The sequence below is a fragment of the Amycolatopsis sp. 195334CR genome (assembly GCF_017309385.1).
Classification (GTDB): domain Bacteria; phylum Actinomycetota; class Actinomycetes; order Mycobacteriales; family Pseudonocardiaceae; genus Amycolatopsis.
The window spans coordinates 2,894,788-2,908,442 of record NZ_JAFJMJ010000002.1 but is presented as its reverse complement, the minus strand read 5'-3'; the positions used below and the strand labels follow the sequence as shown (position 1 = coordinate 2,908,442).

14 protein-coding genes and 1 pseudogene are annotated in these 13,655 nt (G+C 70.1%); 5 read left to right on the top strand and 10 right to left on the bottom strand.

Going from position 1 to position 13,655, the window contains the following annotated elements:
• Nucleotides 1-141: 141 nt before the first annotated feature.
• Complete coding sequence (locus JYK18_RS36375; protein WP_206807936.1) at nucleotides 142-975, bottom strand: alpha/beta fold hydrolase; 834 nt, start codon at nucleotides 973-975, stop codon at nucleotides 142-144.
• Between the two features lie 39 nt (nucleotides 976-1,014).
• On the opposite strand from JYK18_RS36375, the gene JYK18_RS36370 reads away from it, so the two are divergent.
• Complete coding sequence (locus JYK18_RS36370; RefSeq protein WP_206807935.1) at nucleotides 1,015-1,551, top strand: ABATE domain-containing protein; 537 nt, start codon at nucleotides 1,015-1,017, stop codon at nucleotides 1,549-1,551.
• Nucleotides 1,552-1,660: 109 nt separating this feature from the next.
• On the opposite strand, the gene JYK18_RS36365 is transcribed toward JYK18_RS36370, so the two are convergent.
• Entirely contained in the window at nucleotides 1,661-2,758 is a 1,098-nt protein-coding gene (locus tag JYK18_RS36365) for a DUF4037 domain-containing protein (RefSeq protein ID WP_242582421.1), read from the bottom strand.
• 118 nt (nucleotides 2,759-2,876) lie between these two features.
• Nucleotides 2,877-3,926: a sensor histidine kinase gene (locus JYK18_RS36360; protein WP_206808328.1), complete on the bottom strand. Its 1,050-nt coding sequence runs from the start codon at nucleotides 3,924-3,926 to the stop codon at nucleotides 2,877-2,879.
• 261 nt (nucleotides 3,927-4,187) lie between these two features.
• Here JYK18_RS36360 and JYK18_RS36355 point away from each other — a divergent pair, with 261 nt between their 5' ends.
• The gene (locus tag JYK18_RS36355; RefSeq protein ID WP_206807933.1) at nucleotides 4,188-5,621 is read left to right on the top strand and encodes an alpha/beta hydrolase; all 1,434 of its coding nucleotides are present in this window, start codon (nucleotides 4,188-4,190) and stop codon (nucleotides 5,619-5,621) included.
• Nucleotides 5,622-5,740: 119 nt separating this feature from the next.
• Here the strand turns inward: JYK18_RS36355 and JYK18_RS36350 are convergent, their stop codons facing one another.
• From JYK18_RS36350 to JYK18_RS36325, 7 genes and pseudogenes are all read right to left on the bottom strand, one after another.
• Complete coding sequence (locus JYK18_RS36350; protein WP_206807932.1) at nucleotides 5,741-6,109, bottom strand: DUF1330 domain-containing protein; 369 nt, start codon at nucleotides 6,107-6,109, stop codon at nucleotides 5,741-5,743.
• A gap of 104 nt (nucleotides 6,110-6,213) precedes the next feature.
• Nucleotides 6,214-6,816: a TetR/AcrR family transcriptional regulator gene (locus tag JYK18_RS36345; RefSeq protein WP_206807931.1), complete on the bottom strand. Its 603-nt coding sequence runs from the start codon at nucleotides 6,814-6,816 to the stop codon at nucleotides 6,214-6,216.
• 120 nt (nucleotides 6,817-6,936) lie between these two features.
• The gene (locus JYK18_RS36340) at nucleotides 6,937-7,575 is read right to left on the bottom strand and encodes a response regulator transcription factor (protein WP_206807930.1); all 639 of its coding nucleotides are present in this window, start codon (nucleotides 7,573-7,575) and stop codon (nucleotides 6,937-6,939) included.
• Nucleotides 7,572-7,898 carry a sensor histidine kinase gene (locus JYK18_RS47155; RefSeq protein ID WP_242582420.1) on the bottom strand — a complete coding sequence of 109 codons (327 nt, stop codon included), beginning with the start codon at nucleotides 7,896-7,898 and terminating at the stop codon, nucleotides 7,572-7,574. Before JYK18_RS47155 ends, JYK18_RS36340 begins: the two co-directional genes overlap by 4 nt.
• An 89-nt stretch (nucleotides 7,899-7,987) precedes the next feature.
• A pseudogene (locus JYK18_RS48345) lies at nucleotides 7,988-8,302 on the bottom strand (histidine kinase); the annotation flags it as partial.
• A 134-nt stretch (nucleotides 8,303-8,436) separates the two neighbouring features.
• Nucleotides 8,437-8,769: a hypothetical protein gene (locus JYK18_RS36330; protein ID WP_206807928.1), complete on the bottom strand. Its 333-nt coding sequence runs from the start codon at nucleotides 8,767-8,769 to the stop codon at nucleotides 8,437-8,439.
• A 389-nt stretch (nucleotides 8,770-9,158) separates the two neighbouring features.
• Entirely contained in the window at nucleotides 9,159-10,397 is a 1,239-nt protein-coding gene (locus JYK18_RS36325; RefSeq protein WP_206807927.1) for a YncE family protein, read from the bottom strand.
• 460 nt (nucleotides 10,398-10,857) lie between these two features.
• Here JYK18_RS36325 and JYK18_RS36320 point away from each other — a divergent pair, with 460 nt between their 5' ends.
• The 3 genes from JYK18_RS36320 to JYK18_RS36310 all read left to right on the top strand — a co-directional run bounded on the left by JYK18_RS36320 (nucleotide 10,858) and on the right by JYK18_RS36310 (nucleotide 13,428).
• Entirely contained in the window at nucleotides 10,858-11,124 is a 267-nt protein-coding gene (locus tag JYK18_RS36320) for a DUF6403 family protein (RefSeq protein ID WP_307796208.1), read from the top strand.
• Nucleotides 11,125-11,185: 61 nt separating this feature from the next.
• Nucleotides 11,186-12,496 (top strand): hypothetical protein, encoded by a 1,311-nt coding sequence (locus tag JYK18_RS36315; RefSeq protein WP_307796207.1) that lies wholly within the window; start codon nucleotides 11,186-11,188, stop codon nucleotides 12,494-12,496.
• A complete protein-coding gene (locus JYK18_RS36310) occupies nucleotides 12,493-13,428 on the top strand; it encodes a hypothetical protein (protein WP_206807925.1) in 936 nt (311 codons plus the stop codon). The genes JYK18_RS36315 and JYK18_RS36310 overlap by 4 nt, the downstream gene beginning before the upstream one ends.
• The last annotated feature ends 227 nt before the right edge of the window (nucleotides 13,429-13,655 follow it).

The window sequence follows — 13,655 nt, the reverse complement described above, 5'->3', positions numbered from 1 at the left end:
GGAACAAGTCGATCGCGGCGAAGCGCGGGCACCTTTCCCGGCAGGCGCTCTACCAGCGGCTGCACCTGATCGACCAGCTACTCGGCGGCGACCCAAAAGCCGGCGAGCCCGGCGCGGGTCAGGTGCCACCGCCGGGTGGCGCTACCGCAGGAACTCCAGCAGCCGCGCGGCGACCACGGCGGGTTGTTCCTCGGCCAGGAAGTGGCCGCATTCGGTGATTCCGGCACCGGTCACGTCCTCGGCGTAGTCGCGCCAGATGTCCAGTGCGGGCAGCGTGCCGAGCAGCCCGGCCTCGCCCCACATCGCCAGCACGGGCATGGTCAGCTTGCGGCCGGCGTCGGCTTCGTCGTGCTCGTCGTCGTCCGGGAAGGACGCGCGGTAGTCGTCGAATCCGGTCCGTAGCGCGCCGGGCGCGGAGAACGCGCGGACGTACTCGTCGGCGGCGTCGAGGCCCTGGCGCTGGTAGGTCCAGCGTTCGAAGAAGTAGCCGAGATAGGCGGCGATGTTCGGCCCGGCCAGCAGTTCCGGCAGGTCCGGCTGCAGGTGGAACAGCCAGTGCCAGTAGCCCCGCGCGGTGCGGGCGTCGATCCGCCGCCACATCTCCCTGGTCGGGATGATGTCCAGGACGGCGAGCTTGGCCACCTCGTCCGGGCGGTCGAGCGCCCACCGGTGCGCGACGCGGCCGCCGCGGTCGTGCCCGACCACGCTGACCCGCGGGAAACCCAGGTGGCGCACCAGTGCCGAGACGTCGGCGGCCATGGTCCGCTTGTCGAAGCCGGTGCGGGGCTTGTCGGTCAGCCCGTAGCCGCGCAGGTCGGGCGCGATGACGGTGTGGTGCTCGGCCAGCTCCCCGAAGACCTTGTGCCAGCAGTAGGAGGTCTGCGGCCAGCCGTGCAGCAGTACCACCGGCGGGCCGTCCCCGGCCAGCCGGTAGTGCGTCCGAATCCCGTTCACCGTGGCCATCCGTGACTCCATGCCTTCTTTCTAACCATATGAACCGGTTAGAATCAAGCGATGGAGTGGATCTTCGACGGCGGGCGGCCCTGCTTGGACCTGGTCAACACCCGGCGTGACCGGCACCTCGGCGGGCGTGAACTGCTGACCTCGCCGGCCGAGCTGGGGGAGTGGCTGGTGGCCGCCGGGCACCTGGAGCACCGGCCGCGCGTGACGGCCGAGCAGCTGGCGCTCGCGCTGCGGTTGCGCGAGGCCGTCGACCGGCTCACCCGCGGCGGTACGCGCCCCGCCGACGTGCGGCTGGTCAACGAGGTCGCGGTCGGCGCGCCGGTGCCGCAACTGCGGATCGACGCCGACGGCCCGCGGTGCGCCCACCGCTCCACCGGCGGCCCGGTCGCCGCGGCGCTCGGCAAGCTGGCCGCCGACGCGATCGACGTGGTGGTGGGGGGTGAGCTGGTCCGGATCTGCGCGTCGGACCGGTGTGGGCTGCGTTTCCTCGACGCGTCGCCGCGGCACAACCGGCAGTGGTGCTCGATGGCCCGCTGTGGCAACCGGGCCAAGGCGCGGGCGCACTACGCGCGTCGCAAGCCCACCTGAGCCGCTCTGGCGGGTCCCGGTCGGGGAGGCCGGAGGACGCGGCGACGACCCGCCGAGCGCAGTCAGCGAACACGACGCATGGTGTGGGGACGGGCCTATGCCTGGCGGGTCAGGCTTTCGATGTGGCCAGCACGGCGGTCATCGTGCGGGTCGAGGCGCGGTCGGCGAGCAGGTCGGTGTTGTCGGCGAATTGGTCGACGGCGCCGGTGAGCGGGAGGTCGCGCAGGTCGGGGTCGGCAATGGTGGCCAGGAGCGCCCGGCTGAAGCGTTCGGCGTGCAAGACCTGGAACGGCCTCGCGTGGTACGGGCGGGTACGCGGGTCGAGCGGTTCGGTGAGGCCGAGTTGGTTGTGCAGCGTGGCGAGAGCCGAGTACGCCGTGGCGAGGTGGTCTTCGCGCTCGTGCCAGGTGGTCGCGGCGAGCGCCGCGGTCAGCACCGGCGTCAGGGTAGCCGCGGACGGCAGCCGTGCGAAGGCGCTGCCCAGCCACTTGCTGTAGGGCGGGTAGCGGCGGTGCATCAGCAGGCTCAGCCGCATGAGGTCGCGGACCAGGCGCGCGGCGACGACGGCCGAGCCGAGTTCGTTGCCGACTTCCCCGCATCGTCCGACGAAGGCTTCTTCCTGGGAGATCCGCTGCCACTGGCAGGCCAGCAGGTAGCGCCAGACCTGCTCCGGGTACCAGGCGAGCTGCGCTCGGGCGCGGGTGAGTTCCCCGGTCTGGTCGTGATAGACCGCACCGGCGGTGAACTCGGCCAGGGCCTGGGTGGGGGTGGCGAGCCAGTCGAGCGTGGTGATGGCCTCGCGTGGATCGAATCCCAGGTGCCCCGTGCACCACCGGCCGAGGCTGGTGACCTCGACGCGGTGGAAGACCGGTCCGTCGGTGACTTCCATGTGGCGCACGTGTTCGTTCTCGGTGGGGGCGAAGTGCGTGGGGTAGCCGGAGAACGTCTTGGGGAGCTCGTTGCTCAGCACCGAGACGAGGTTCGCGCTGTGCTGCTCGGCGTCCTCGCGGTTCAGGAACAGTTGCAGCCGCGGGCCCCACTCGTGATCAGCGGATCGGGCGGTGTCGAAACCGAGGACTTCCGAGCCGGTGCCGATCCGCGCAGCCGTGTGGGGCAGGTTCCCGAAGTGCGCGTGGAGCAACGGCTGTACCACCTCGAGGTAGAAGCGGCGCGACAGTTCCAGACCAGGAATGAACGAGGAGGCCATGAGCGGCATGGTGCCGCGCCGCGCGCGGGGCCGCGACCGGATATCCCGCGCGGTGGGTCGCCCTCGACACCAGTGCCCTGTGCGGCAGGGGCTTCGCCGTGGGCGAGCACCACGGTGGTCATCGGGTCATCTGCGGAAACGTCGCGGCCGTCAGGAAATTGCCGTTCTCCTGCTCTGTGGTCAGTTCGCCGCCGTCACTGGCCACGCGTTCCCGGAGCGTGGCAAGCCCGCTCAGTTCGGGCAGGGGACCGGCCTGCGCGCCGTCGTTGAGGATGGTGATACCCGTCTCCGACAACGTGATCCGCACCTGTTCGGCTTGCGCGTGCCGCAGGATGTTGGTCGTCGTCTCGCGCAGGACCTGTCCGAGCAGTTCACTCGCGCGGGCGTCGACCTCGGCTTCGCGGTCGACGTGCACGCGGATGCCGGCGGCCTCGAACAGGTTCTTCGCGTTCTCCAGCTCCGCGGGCAAGTTGAGCCGCCGTTGAGCGTAGGCGAGTTCCTTGGTCTGGGCGATGGTGTCGGCGACCAGGGCGTGGATCTCGCGCAGCTCCGCATCGGCCCGTTCGGCGTTGGTGCGCACCAGCTTCTGGGCCAGCGTGATCTTCAGCTTCACCACGTGCAGGGTGTGGCCCTGGATGTCGTGCAGGTCGCTGGCGAACCGCATGCGCTCGCGGACCACGGCCAGTTCGGCTTCGCGGTCCCTGGCTTCCTCCAGGTCCTTGACCATGCCGTAGAACCCCCTGTTGGGGAACATGAGCCCGGTCACCATCGCGGTGATCCCGGTGGGCAGGAACAGCCAGGTGATCAGCGCGACCGGGAGTTCGCCGCCGGTCAGCACCAGCTTCGTCACGCCGACCGCGGCGACGAAGGTGACCAAGGCGGTCGCGGCGAACCCGCGGCGCCGGGCGAGCTGGGGGATGATGTGCGGTCCCACCAGGGAAATGCTGAGGAACGCCGTGCCCGCCCCGATCACCAGAGCGCCGTAGACCCACACCCCGGCGCTCACGAGCAGGCAGGGGATCGCGACGCGGAAGACGTCGTTCACCGTCCACCGCTCGAAGGTCACCAGCGCGGCTGCCAACCCGAGACCCAGGACGACGACGTCGGTCCAGGATCTCGCTTCCAGTGCCACGGTGATCGCCCCGATCGTCACCAGCAGCGGGGTCATCGTGAGCAGGTTCAGCTGGCGCAGCCGCCGCTGGGTTTCCGGGCGGTAGCTTTTCACCGGTCCACAGGCGAGGGTCGGGAATCCATGGGCGCCAGTGTCTTCCCGCTCGCGCCGGCTCGCCAGTGACACCACGTCACACGTTCATCCCGAGGAATGTCACAGCGAGGACATGACGTGTTCGCACTGCCCGGCTCGTGGGGCACGGGGTGGAATCAGCTCGGCGTCGCCGAACATCATCATCCACAACGGAAAAGAGTGATCATGCGGAAGTTCGTGCCGGTCGTGTTCACCGCGGCGCTGACGGCCTCGCTGCTGCCCGCGGCGGCTGCGGCGGAGACACTGCAGTGGGGTCAGTGTCCACAAGGGATCGTCAGAGCCGGGCTCGAGTGCGCCACGCTCGACGTGCCGCTGGACTACCGGAACCCGGGCGGGCGGGAGATCGAGATCGCCATCTCGCGGTTGTCCAGTGCCGATCCGGCGAAGCGCCGCGGCGTGCTGCTGACCAACACCGGTGGGCCGGGTGGGGAAGGCCTGGCCTACCCGGCGGTGCTGCGGGACAACCTCAAGCTTCCGCGGGAGGTGCTGGACACCTACGACATCATCGGCATGGACCCGCGCGGAGTCGCCCACAGCACACCGGTGACCTGCGACCTGACGCCGGAGCAGTGGATCACGAACATCCCGCTCTACGCGCGCGACAGCGCGGACGTCAGCGAACAGGCCGAGCAGGCGAAGGTGGTCGCCGAACAATGCGGGAAGTCGGCGACGGCGTCGCTGCTGCCGCACATCACCACCGCGAACACCGCCCGCGACCTCGACCGCGTCCGCGAAGCGCTGGGTGAGACCACGGTGTCCTTCTTCGGCCGCTCGTACGGCACCTACCTCGGTTCGGTCTACACGACCTTGTTCCCGCACCGCAGCGACCGGTTCCTGCTCGACAGCGCGACCGGGCCCGGCGGCTGGGACGCCGAGTTCTCGCGGAAGTTCGGCGAGGGCTTCGAGGACCGGTTCCCGGACTTCGCCCGGTTCGTGGCCGAGCGTCCCGAATACGGCCTGGGCGACACGCCCGCGAAGGTGACCGCGAAGTACTTCGACCTCGCCGCGCGCCTGGACGCGACGCCGCGCCCGGAGGGCGTCAACGGCCAGTTGTTCCGCCAGGTCACCTTCGCGAGGTTCTACTTCGACGAGGAGTTCCCGTGGCTGGCCGCGGCCTGGCAGGCGCTCGACACCGGCAAGCCGCTGCCCGAAGCCGGTGCCGCGCTCGCACCGGCGCCGTCGGACAACTACCTCGCCAGCCAGCTCCACGTGATCTGCAACGACTCCGACTGGCCGGAGGCGATCGGCACCTACCAGCGCAACGTGGCGATCGACCGGATCCGTCACCCGATGTTCGGCGCCGCCGCGGCCAGCATCACCCCGTGCGCGTTCTGGCCGTCCGAGCCGGTCGAGCCGCCGGTGCGGATCACCGGCCGCGGGCCGTCGAACGTGCTCATCGTGCAGAACCAGCGCGATCCGGCGACCCCGCTCGCCGGCGCCAGGAAGCTGCGTGCCGCCTTCGGCCACCGCGCCCGGATGATCACCGCGGACGAGGGCGGTCACCTGACCTACCTGTTCAAGGACAACCCGTGCGCGACCGAGCTGACGACGGCGTTCCTGGTCACCGGCGAGCGCCCGCGACACGACACCGCGTGCTGATCACCGAATGATTGCTCGACACCCTGCTGGGGGAGGGTGTCGAGCTCGCGGGAGCCTCAGGACGTGTTCTGCACGTCGGGGCCGTCTCCGGGTTGCCGTTGCGCGACAACTGCGGGGCGTCAGAGCCCAACCGGTGTGGTCGGTTGCAGGACCGTCTCCACCAGCGCTTCGCTGCGCAGGTGGGCGACCGCCTGGTAGTCGGGGTCACGGACCATGTCCGCGAACGCCCGCCGGTTCGGGTAGCGGACCAGCACCACCATGTCCCAGGCCTGCCCGCTCTCGGCCACGAGCGGCCGCTCGCCGTCGCCGAGGTACTCCACCGTCACGCCGTACCGGGCGTTGACCTCACCGCCGAGGGCTTCGGCGTAGCGCCGGTAGCTTTCGCGGCCGCCGTCGGGCCGGAACCGCAGCAGGTTGAGCATCACGACCGGCCCACCCGGGTCGTCGGCGAGCAGGGCCTCGAGTTCGCGGCCGTCGAGTTCGATCATCGGTTTCCTCCGTAGGTCTCGGTGCTCCGCCAGCCTACACTTACTTGTTGGGCGACACGCAAGTTAGTTTCCCGAGCTTCGCCCCGCACGGAACCGAAGGTGGCTCAGCTAGCGTGTAGGGCTCGGCGCCAGTAGTCGGTGACACTGCGGCGCAGCTCGTCGACGGCGACCGCTTCGGGAGCCAGCAGGCGTTGTAAGCCGATACCGCGTAGCTGACCGACAACAGCGACGGCCACTTCGCCCGGAACGACGTCCGGACGGATCTCGCCGCCGGCGATTCCCGCGGTGACATCGTCGCGGAGATCGGCGCGGAAGGCTTCGTCGCGGTCGCGGAACAACGGCGCCAATTCCGCCGCTGTAGCGGCTTCCGCCCACAGCAACAGGAACGCCCGGTTCATCACACTGACGTCGCCGAAGGCGCCGATGTAGCCATCGATGAGCCGCAACAGCCGATCCAAGCCGGGCGGCACATCGGTAAGCCCCGGCACGAAACCCGTCTGCGTAGTGCGGGCCAGCCGCTCGATCAGCACCTGTTTGCCACCGAAGTGATGCGTGACGATCCCTCGGCTGTATCCCGCACGTTCGCCGACCCTGGCCAGCGTCAGCGACCGCACGCCCTGCTCGACGACCAGCTCCGCGGCGGCGTTCAGCAAGGCGGCTTCGGCGTGTTGACGACGCTCCTGTTGCGTCCGGCGAGTTGTGGCCACGGGGGCAGCATAGCCAACTAACTTGCGTGCCGAGCAACAAGTAAAGGGCGCCGGCCGAGCCCGTGCGCAGCCGACTGCGACAGGGAGCGGGGTGGGTTCAAGCCCCGTGGCGGACCCGGGTTATCGGTCGCGGTAGTGGGGTAGGAGGTCTCGTTGGAGCGCGGCGACGACGGCGGCGGTGCGGTCGTTGACGTCGAGTTTGGCGAAGATCCGCAGGAGGTGGGTTTTCACGGTGGCTTCGGTGATGAACAGGCGTGCGCCGATGTCGGGATTGGACAGACCGTCGGCGACTGCGTGGAGGACGTCCACCTCGCGAGGGGTGAGGGTGACCGGGGCCGGGGCTCGGATCCGGGCGACCAGCCGGGCGGCGACGCTGGGTGCGAGCACGGTCTCGCCGCGGGCGGCGGCGCGGACGGCGCTGGTGAGCTGGTCACGACCGGCGTCCTTGAGCAGGTAGCCGAGTGCGCCGGCGTCGACCGCGCGTTCGATCTCCCGGTCGGTGTCGTAGGTGGTGAGGATCAGGACCCGGGTGGTGGGGTGTTCGGCCACGATCCGGGTGGTGAGGGCGACCCCGTCCAGTAACGGCATGCGGAGGTCGAGCACCGCGACGTCGGGCCGCAGCCGCGCGACGAGTTCGAGCGCCTCGTGGCCATCGGCGGCCTCCCCGACGATCTCGAGGTCGGAGTCGGAGGCGAGCAGGGCGACCACACCTGCTCGCATGGCGGGGTGGTCGTCGGCGACGACGATCCGCACGGTCATCGCTGTCCGCCCTCCGGGATCGGGATCTCGGCCAGGATCCTCGTCCCGTCGCCGACCGAGCTGGTCACGGTGAGGTCGCCGCCGAGTTCCGCGAGCCGTTGCCGCATGCCGTTGATGCCGAAGCCACGTGCGTCCGCCACCACGAACCCGCGGCCGTCGTCGGTGACCTCCAGTTCGACCGCGTCCGGGCGCCGGGTGAGTACGACCGTGACCGCCGAGGCGCAGGCGTGCTTGCGGACGTTGGCCAGCGATTCCTGCGCACAGCGCAGCAACGCGCCGCGGACGTGCGGATCGGGGGCGACCTCGGCCAGCTCGGCGTGCACCGTGCGGTGTCCTCGGCGAACCGCTCCAGCGTGTGCCGCAGGGACTGGGGAAGCGAGCCGGTGGCGGCCGCCGGCACCGAGCCGACGAGCACTCGCGCCTCGGTGAGGTTCTCCCGCGCGGTCGTCTCGATCGACGCCAGGTGCCGCACGCGTTGCTCGGGGTCGGGAGCAACACGTGCTGCCTCGGCCAGTGCGATGATCGAGGCGAACCCTTGGGCCAGCGTGTCGTGGATCTCCCGCGAGAGCCGGTCGCGCTCTCGGACGGCACCCTCGCGCCGGTGGGCTTCGGCGAGTTCCTGCTGAGCCCGCGCCAGTTCGTCCCCGAGTGTTCGGGTGCGCCGCTCGTTCTGCAGCCACCACAGTCCGAACGGGACGGAGATCGCGAAAGCGCTGATGGCCACCATGGCGTTGCCCGAAACCGCGCCCTCCTCCCGGATCACCGAGCCGACGACCACCGCCGTGGCGCGAGCATGACCGTCCGGTTGCCGACCGAACAGAGGCGGTCATCCTGGCGTCACCCGGGTCGCCTGAACGCCGCTCAGCAGGCCTTCACGGCCACGCTGTGCACCCGGCCGGAGATGTTGAGGATGGTCACGGTGTCCCAGCCGCCGTTCGCGGTGACCTGGTACTTGTAGCCGGACGGCACCTTCTGGCTGTGCTTCGCGCCTGCCGGGACCCTGCTCTGCTGCACGACGACCTGGCCCGACTTCGACCCGCTGGCGTAGATGATCGAGTAGAGCTTGGGACCGGAGCAGTTGTTGGTCCAGTTGATGTACCCGTAGGTCGCGGCGGACGCCGGGCCGGCCGTGACGGCGAGGCCACCGAGGGCCAAGGCCAGGGAAGCGAGCAGGACGGGCAAGCGCTGACGCACGGGTTCTCCTTCGGATACGAATGGATCCCGGGCAGCCAACACCCTGCTGTTGATCACCACATCGGTCGTTCGCACCACAAATCGGCTGAATTCAATGGATTCCGGCCCTCGACCTGAACCTGTGCCGGGGGGATGGGGCGATAGCCGCGACGAGAAGAGGTAAGCACGTGCCGATGAGACCCGCTCGTGCTGCACGCGGATCCGTTTCTGCGTAGCTGCCGCGTACCGCCCCGGCGGGGGCGCCGGTCAGGTTGCCGACGGCGGCGCGGACGCCGTTGCCGCCGTGGCTCGGCATCGCTCGCGCCCATTCCGCTCGTCGCGGTACTCGTGCTCGTCAGGAAACAACGGCCTGATCGGGATGTCCGTGGTCGACGGTGAGGTGGTTTCGGTCAGGATGCCGCTGGTCCGGTCCAGCCGGAGGGCACGTGGCCGATCCGGATGCGCTGCGGGTGGTCACCGACCGGTACCGAAACCTTCTTCGTGCCGGTGGCGAAGTCGATCGCGGTGATCTGGTCGGCGCCGCTTTCGGAGATCACGCAGCTGCGCCCGTCGCCGCTGACGGTGGCCCAGTACGGCTTGGCCGCGGGCACGAGCGAGCCCTCGGTCAGGGTGGCGCGGTCGACGATGGTGGCGTAGTCGTCCATCGTCCCGGCGACGCACAGCTTGGTTCCGGCCGGGTTCATCGACATGCCGTGGTGGCGCGAGTCGTTCACCCAGGTGGTCCGGTCCTCGCTGGTGGCCGGGTTCTTCGGCAGTGTCTTGATCCGGGTGATCTTGTCGGCCGCCACGTCGTATTCGGCGAACCCGTTGAAGAACGACAGCTGGAAGTACAGCTTCGACTCGTCCGGGGTGAAGGCCACCGGCCGCACCGAGTCTGACAGGTCCGACCGGCCGAAGGCGTCCAGCCGCTGTCGCATGTCGATCACCTTCACCACCTGGTGGGTGCTGGTGTCGGCGACGGTGATCCGCCGATCGCCCTTGGTGAAGTCCAGCCACGGCGCGTCGAGATCGGTGTTCACCTCACCGATCGACATGTTCCACAGGTGGCGGCCACCGTCGGTGTAGACGTTCTCGTGCGGCTTGTCCCCGGCGCCGAACGAACCGACCTGCGCGCCGGTCTCGATGTCGAGCACGTGCACGGTGTTCGACGTGGACGCCGACACCGCGACCCGCCTGCCGTCGGGGGAGACGGCCATGTGGTCGGAGCGGAAGCCGGAAACCGGGAAACGCCACCGGACGGCGCCGGTGGCCAGGTCGATCGAGACCACGTCGGCGAAGCTTGGCCGCGAGGCCACCACCGCGCTGCCGTCCGGTGTGGTGTACATGTCGTCGACGAACTGGTCGTGCCCTTCACCCGGCCCCGACCGGATGCCGAGGAAGAAGGCCAGCTTCACCGGGTCCGTGTAGATCTCCCACAGCCGGTCCTCCTTGTCCGGGATGATGTTCACCCGGCCGATCCGGCCGAAGCTCCCGCTGGACTCGAGCACGTCCGCGGTGCCCTCCCAGTTGTTGCCGACGAACATCACCTCCCGCAGCGCGGTGGGTTCGGCGGCGGTGCCGGTCGCAGGAGCGCTCACCCCGGCGGCGAGCAGGACCGCGAGCGAGGCGATGCGGCGGAGTCTGCGCATGGGAACACCCTTCGACGCTGAACAGGCGTGCATGGCCGGTTGTCGACGTCACAGGGAAGCAAACGGCATGGCACCGGGGGTAGGGGCAGCCCGCCAACAGATCGCGGTCCGGTTGTGCGAGTTCCACAACGCCACCGCCCGGCTCCCTGCTCGCGCGGCGGCCGGTGCTGCCGGCAAGCGGAGGGTCAAGCACTGCGCCTGCCTCGAGCTGCGCGGCCGGGTCCGCAGGCCCCGGCCAAGATCGGCACGGTCCGGAACCCGGTGAATTGCCGGATGGGAATTCGTGGTCCTTCGCCGCGCGGGTTCGGGATCGCCGTCGGCGGCTGTCCGGCCGACCGGCTACGGAGGGAACGAGCCGGAGGACGTAGGCTCGCTCTACTTGATCGACCGCTGTCGACCATCGAGGAGTGCGTGAGTGTCGCCAACCTGGCCGATCTGGCTTGTCGGGATCGTCGTGCTCGTGGCTGCCGGGGTTCTGGCGACCTTCGTACCGCACGCGAGGAGACGGCGGCAGCGCCGCGACGAGGCGTGGGCCGCGGCGAGGTCGGCGATCGAGGCCGCGACGATTCGCCGCGACGCGTGCGCGACGGCGGTGCCGGAAGCCGACGACCTCCTCGCACGGGCCGAGGCGATTGCGGCCGAAGGTGGGGGAGCGGACTCGGCCGAGCACGCGGGGCGTGACGCGCGGCGCGCGGGGAGGCTGTGGCGGGAGGCAGTCGGTGAGTGATACGCGACGCGAGGTCGGTGCTTGGTTCGGTGTCGCGCGGTGGACGTGCCTCGGCGCGGCTGTGGCGGCCCTCGTCTTCTTCCTGGTTTCGCAGCGTGCCGAGACCATCGACGTGAGCTACGCGCAGTCGCCGACGTCGTCGGAATCCCGCGAAGGCAACAAGGACGCCGGACTTTCGGATGCCTCGGTGCCGCCCGTCGACGAGCTCGTCGCGAGGTTGCAGGCGGAACGCGTGGTCCGGCTCCCCGGCGCTGTCGCGCACTGGGACGAGGCCAGGGTCGACCAGCTGATCGGCGGCCGTGACGCCCGCATCCTCGTCGCTCCGCCGGGCCTCGACGAGGCCGAGAGGAAGCGGATCAGCGAAGCGAAATCCCAGGTGGACGGTGACGAGCGCGAGGTGGTCACGATCGTTGGCACGACCGTGAGCGGCGGCATCCTGGAGGTCTCGCCGAGCACCCTCGACGAGCGGCGCGCGGAGTTCGCCGTCGGTGACGTCACGGGCCTGATCAGCTATCTGCTCGCGCACCTGTGGAAGCAGCCGGTCGCCGACAGCGCGCCGGACTTCCGCTGGCGGGAGCCAACCGCCGCCGAGCTGGCCCCCGTCGAAGCCGCACTGCGCGCCGACGGCCGTTACACCGCCGACGGCGCGACGCTGACCGGCGTGCCCGGCGAGGCGGCGCGGCAGGCGTTCGACGGCGCCGAGCCGCTCGTGGCAGCGTTCCCGCGGCAGCCCTTCGGCGAGCCGGTGCCCGACTATGGGCCGGCACTCACGGCACGGTTCCCCGCCCGCCCGATCGTCGTCCTCTACGGACTGTGGGTCTCCTACCACGGGCCGAACGCGGACGCCTTCGCCGACGTCGCCGCCGCGAGCACCTACGCTCAGTTCGGCAGCCACCTGTCGTCGCGCGCGTATCCGCAGGACGCCGTTCTCGGCGTCTACCTCGATCGGGTCATCGACATCCGTTACGCGGGGCTGTTCGACCGGCCGCTGCCGTATCAGCCACCGGACCCGCTGCGGGTGACGTTGCCGGTGCTGCCTTGGGTTTTCGCCGGGTGCGTGGCGGTGTTCGTCGCACTGTCGGCGCGCGCGGTGCGCAAGCCGCGTGGCCTTGCGCGTGGGACGGGGGCGGGAGCGAGACTCGGCGCGCTGACGGCGCTGGCCATCGAGGTGTCGGGGCTGACCGACGGTGAGAGTGATGTGGCGTTGACCGTCGCGCTCGCGAAGCTGGACAGCGCGCGCGAGGCCATTGAGGAGGGTCGCAAGCCGGACGTGTTCCTCGCCGAAGCCCATTCCCAGCTGGACGAGGTCGCGCGGCTGCTCGGGCGCACCGACTACCGCCCCGACGTGTACGTGGGGAGGCAGTTGGTATGAGCGCGCTCGAGTCCCTCGGACGGTATCGCGGCCGGGGCAACGGCCTGTTCCTCATCGCGTTGGCGGTGTGCGTGGTGCTCGCGGGCTGGGGGCTGTGGACCGGTGGCGCGTTCGACGACGATCTGCAGTCCGACCTGCGTGTGTCCTCGGTCCACGTCGGCGACGGCACCGACATCGACGAGCAGGCCGCCGAGCGGATCGTGGGCAACCGCAGGCTCGTTGTCGCCTGGCTGCCGCAGGGCGAGGACCTCGGTGAGGCGTGCGACGACCTCGAAGGACCCGCGGCCGGCACGGTCGGGCTGCTGCTCAGCCCAGCAGGCGGCGAATACGACACGTACGGCTGCGTGCAGCTGGCAGGCGCCGAGGACGAGGGCTTCGGCAAGGCCTACGTCGCCGAATCGCAGCTCCCGTCCGGAGTGGACGAGTTCGTCGATTCACCGCTCGACGCGCTCAAGGTCGTGGTGGTGAACTACGACTCGCTCGTGCGGGCGGGAACCATCCCGGACGGCACGCGGACGATCGTGGCACCGCTGCCCCGCTTCCTCATCGCGGGCGGTGCGCCCGCGGGCGTCGTGCTCGGTGCCCTGGCGCTGTACCTCGTCTCCCGCGGGGCGGGCAGGCTCACGGCGGCACGGCTGGAGCGACGGGCACACGCGGAGGACGCGAGGACACGGCTGGGTGCCGCGGCGGCTGTCGTAGCCGGTCGGCTGCTCTCACTGGACGCCGAGTACGCACGCAGGAAACCGCAGCTGAGTGCGAAACAGCGGACGAAGTTCGACAAGGACTACGGCACGCTCGCCGCCCGATACGCCAAGGTGCTGCCCGAAGTCCACGACGCCCACGACGACGAGTCCATTGAGGACCTCATCCCGAAGGTCGAGGAGCTCGGTGCTCGCTGCGGCGAGCTCTCGAACTACTTGAAAGCGGAGTAGCGAAGCTGGCACCGCTTCCACAGCCCCGAACCGTACGCGACGTCAGAAGAGCGTCCCGGCAGGCTCGTCGAGGCGCGGGAAGGCGGCCGTCTCCTGGTTGCCGTTGCGGAGGCCCCAGCCGGATCAGGTCGAGGACCTGCGTGCCACGCTGTACGGTCCGACGCCGTCCTCACGCTTCGCTTCGCGCAGGAGGAAGAGGCCTACTTCACCCTCGCCGCCCCGGAAGG

Bases quoted from the DNA above. Each gene is read 5' to 3' on its own strand.
- JYK18_RS36370 (WP_206807935.1), top strand. From the start codon at position 1,015: ATGGAGTGGATCTTCGACGGCGGGCGGCCCTGCTTGGACCTGGTCAAC.
- JYK18_RS36360 (WP_206808328.1), bottom strand. From the start codon at position 3,926: ATGACCCCGCTGCTGGTGACGATCGGGGCGATCACCGTGGCACTGGAA.
- JYK18_RS36355 (WP_206807933.1), top strand. From the start codon at position 4,188: ATGCGGAAGTTCGTGCCGGTCGTGTTCACCGCGGCGCTGACGGCCTCG.
- JYK18_RS36325 (WP_206807927.1), bottom strand. From the start codon at position 10,397: ATGCGCAGACTCCGCCGCATCGCCTCGCTCGCGGTCCTGCTCGCCGCC.
- JYK18_RS36340 (WP_206807930.1), bottom strand. From the start codon at position 7,575: ATGACCGTGCGGATCGTCGTCGCCGACGACCACCCCGCCATGCGAGCA.
- JYK18_RS36350 (WP_206807932.1), bottom strand. From the start codon at position 6,109: ATGATCGAACTCGACGGCCGCGAACTCGAGGCCCTGCTCGCCGACGAC.
- JYK18_RS36375 (WP_206807936.1), bottom strand. From the start codon at position 975: ATGGAGTCACGGATGGCCACGGTGAACGGGATTCGGACGCACTACCGG.
- JYK18_RS36365 (WP_242582421.1), bottom strand. From the start codon at position 2,758: ATGGCCTCCTCGTTCATTCCTGGTCTGGAACTGTCGCGCCGCTTCTAC.
- JYK18_RS36310 (WP_206807925.1), top strand. From the start codon at position 12,493: ATGAGCGCGCTCGAGTCCCTCGGACGGTATCGCGGCCGGGGCAACGGC.